Here is a 3,988-nt window from a genome sequence, read left to right as displayed (position 1 = left end):
CCGACGGTCTTCCTCGCGAACGACCGCCTCGTCGCCATCGACCGCGCCACGGTCACGATCGACCGCGTCGTGGAGCCCGGCGGCCTCGTGCGCCTCGCCTGGAGCATCGACGACGAGACGGTCGTCGACAGCTATCTGCGCCTCGCCACCGGCGACCCTCAGAACCTCATCTCCGACCTGCAGCGGCTCGTCCCCGCCGCCCCCGACACAGGAGCAACGTCATGACCCTTTCGACATCCTCCGGGCAGGCCTCCGCGGCCCAGCTCCCCGATCCCGCCGTCCTGGTCCTGGAAGACGGCACCCGACACATCGGACGCGCCTACGGCGCGCGCGGTCGCACACTGGGCGAAGTCGTCTTCGCGACCGGCATGTCCGGATACCAGGAGACCATCACCGATCCCTCCTACGCGGGGCAGATCGTCCTGCAGACGGCACCGCACATCGGCAACACCGGCATGAACGATGAAGATGCCGAATCGCGCCGCATCTGGGTCGCCGGCTACATCGTGCGCGACCCTTCGCGCGTCGTGTCGAACTGGCGGGCGAACGCCTCGCTCGACGACGTGCTCGTCGAGGACGGAGTCGTCGGCATCAGCGGCATCGACACCCGTTCGATCACCCGGCACATCCGCTCGGCCGGCTCCATGCGCGGGGGGATCTTCTCCGGGGCGGATGCGGCGCTCGACCCGCAGGAGCAGGTGCGCATCGTCCGCGAAGCTCCCGAGATGGCCGGACGCAATCTGTCCGCCGAGGTCTCGGTCGACGTCGCGACCGTGACGACCGCCATGGGCGAGCGCATCGGCAACCTCGCCGTGCTCGATCTCGGTGTGAAGCAGGCGACGATCGACAACCTCGCCGCCCGCGGCTTCGAGGTGCATGTGCTGCCGCAGAACGTGACGATCGACGATATCCGCGCTGTCGATCCCGTCGCGGTGTTCTACTCGAACGGTCCCGGCGACCCCGCGGCCTCCGGTGATCACGTCGAGCTGCTGCGCTCGGTGCTCGATGCGGGGCTGCCGTTCTTCGGGATCTGCTTCGGCAACCAGCTGCTCGGGCGCGCCCTGGGCCTCGGCACCTACAAGCTGCCGTTCGGGCACCGCGGCATCAACCAGCCGGTGCTGGACAAGCAGACCGGCAGGGTCGAGATCACGGCGCACAACCACGGCTTCGCGGTCGAGGCTCCGATCGAGGGCACCTTCGACAGCCCGAACGGCTACGGCAAGGTCGAGGTCAGCCACGTCGGCCTCAACGACAACGTGGTCGAGGGACTCCGCGCCCTCGACATCCCCGCCTTCTCGGTGCAGTACCACCCCGAGGCCGCAGCAGGCCCGCACGACGCCAACTACCTCTTCGACAGGTTCCGCGACCTCGTCATCGCAAGCCAGAAGGACTCCAAGTAATGCCCAAGCGCGACGACATCAACTCCGTCCTCGTCATCGGATCCGGCCCGATCGTCATCGGTCAGGCGTGCGAGTTCGACTACTCCGGCACCCAGGCGTGCCGCGTGCTGCGCGAGGAGGGCGTCCGGGTCATCCTGGTCAACTCCAACCCGGCCACGATCATGACCGATCCCGACTTCGCCGATGCGACCTACATCGAGCCGATCACGTGGCAGGTCATCGAGACGATCATCGCCAAGGAGCGGCCCGACGCGATCCTGCCGACGCTCGGCGGGCAGACCGCGCTGAACGCCGCGATCGAGCTGCACAACCACGGCATCCTCGAGAAGTACGACGTCGAGCTCATCGGCGCCAGCTTCGAGGCGATCAACAAGGGCGAGGATCGTCAGATCTTCAAGCAGCTGGTCCTCGATGCGGGGGCCGACGTGGCGGACTCGCGCATCGCGCACACGATGGATGAGGTGCTGGCGGCCGCCGATGAGCTCGGCTACCCGATGGTGGTCCGTCCGAGCTTCACGATGGGTGGCCTCGGCTCCGGATTCGCGTACGACGAGGAGGATCTGCGTCGCATCGCCGGCGCGGGCCTGCGCGACTCGCCCACCACCGAGGTGCTCCTGGAGGAGTCCATCCTCGGCTGGAAGGAGTACGAGCTCGAGCTCATGCGCGACACGGCCGACAACACCGTCGTCGTCTGCTCGATCGAGAACGTCGACCCCGTCGGCGTGCACACGGGCGACTCGATCACGGTCGCTCCCGCGCTCACCCTCACCGACCGCGAGTACCAGAAGATGCGCGACATCGGCATCGACATCATCCGCGCCGTCGGCGTCGACACCGGCGGTTGCAACATCCAGTTCGCGGTGGACCCGACCAACGGTCGCATCATCGTCATCGAGATGAACCCGCGCGTCTCGCGCTCCAGCGCTCTGGCGTCCAAGGCCACCGGATTCCCGATCGCCAAGCTCGCAGCCAAGCTGGCCCTGGGCTACCGTCTCGACGAGATCCCGAACGACATCACGGGTGTCACGCCGGCGAGCTTCGAGCCGACGCTCGACTACGTCGTCGTGAAGGTTCCGCGCTTCGCGTTCGAGAAGTTCCCGGCCGCCGACGCGACGCTGACCACGACCATGAAGTCCGTGGGCGAGGCCATGGCGATCGGCCGCAACTACGCGACTGCCCTGCAGAAGGCGCTCCGCTCGCTGGAGAAGCGCGGATCGAGCTTCCACTGGGGCGCCGAGGAGCGCTCGGTGGAGGAGCTTCTCGAGATCTCGAAGGTTCCGACGGACGGCCGGATCGTGACGCTGCAGCAGGCGCTGCGCAAGGGCGCGACGGTCGAGCAGGCCTTCGACGCGACGGCGATCGACCCGTGGTTCCTCGACCAGATCGTGCTGATCAACGAGGTCGCCGAGATCGTGCGCACCGCGTCCGAGCTCGACGCGGCGATTCTTCGCTACGCCAAGGAGCACGGCTTCTCCGACGCGCAGCTCGCCGAGATCCGCGGCATCTCCGAAGCGGAGGTCAGGGGCGTGCGTCACGGCCTCGGCATCCGCCCGGTGTACAAGACGGTCGACACCTGCGCCGGCGAGTTCCCCGCCCTCACCCCGTACCACTACTCGAGCTACGACTTCGAGACCGAGGTCGCGCCGTCGGATCGCACCAAGGTGGTCATCATCGGCTCCGGACCGAACCGCATCGGCCAGGGTGTCGAGTTCGACTACTCGTGCGTGCACGCGTCGTTCGCGCTGTCGGATGCCGGGTTCGAGACCGTCATGGTCAACTGCAACCCGGAGACGGTCTCGACCGACTACGACACCTCTGACCGCCTGTACTTCGAGCCGCTGACGCTCGAGGACGTGCTGGAGGTGCTCGACGCCGAAGCCGCGAGCGGCACCATCCTCGGTGTCGTGTGCCAGCTCGGCGGGCAGACGCCGCTCGGACTCGCGAAGGGCATCGAGGCCGCCGGTTACACCGTTCTCGGAACCAGCCCCGAGGCGATCGACCTGGCGGAGGAACGCGAGCTCTTCTCCCGTCTGCTCGATGACGCAGGTCTCGTCGCGCCGCGCAACGGCACCGCGATCGATGTCGAAGGCGCCGTACGTATCGCCGAGGAGATCGGCTACCCGGTGCTGGTGCGTCCGAGCTTCGTGCTCGGCGGCCGCGGCATGGAGATCGTCTACGACACCGCGTCGCTGCGCGACTACTTCGTGCGCACCGCGGGGGAGGTCGTCATCGAGGAGGGCAAGCCCCTTCTCGTCGATCGCTTCCTCGACGACGCGATCGAGCTCGACGTCGACGCGCTCTACGACGGAACCGACCTGTACATCGGCGGCGTCATGGAGCACCTCGAAGAGGCCGGCATCCACTCGGGCGACTCCAGCTGCACGCTGCCGCCGGTCTCGCTCGGCCGCACCGACGTCGACCGGGTGCGCGAGGCCACACTCGCGATCGCCGAGGGCGTGGGAGTGCGTGGACTGCTCAACGTGCAGTTCGCCATCAGCGCCGGAGTGCTCTACGTGATCGAGGCGAACCCGCGTGCGAGCCGCACCGTGCCGTTCGTGTCGAAGGCGCTCGGTATCCCCATGGCCAAG

2 protein-coding genes and 1 pseudogene are annotated in these 3,988 nt (G+C 67.8%); all 3 read left to right on the top strand.

Annotated elements, in window-relative coordinates:
• Nucleotides 1–225 (top strand): annotated as a pseudogene (locus KZA10_RS09210) (hypothetical protein); the annotation flags it as partial.
• Entirely contained in the window at nt 222–1,400 is a 1,179-nt protein-coding gene (gene carA / locus KZA10_RS09205) for a glutamine-hydrolyzing carbamoyl-phosphate synthase small subunit (protein WP_055868118.1), read from the top strand. The pseudogene KZA10_RS09210 and the gene carA, both read left to right, overlap by 4 nt.
• On the top strand, nt 1,400–3,988 hold a 2,589-nt coding region (gene carB, locus KZA10_RS09200; RefSeq protein ID WP_218682713.1), incomplete at its 3' end, for a carbamoyl-phosphate synthase large subunit. The genes carA and carB, both read left to right, overlap by 1 nt.

The organism is Microbacterium sp. BF1 (assembly GCF_019279095.1).
In the GTDB taxonomy this organism is placed as follows: domain Bacteria; phylum Actinomycetota; class Actinomycetes; order Actinomycetales; family Microbacteriaceae; genus Microbacterium; species Microbacterium maritypicum.
The sequence above is the reverse complement of the archived record's forward strand: the minus strand, read 5'-3'. Positions and strand labels throughout refer to the sequence as shown.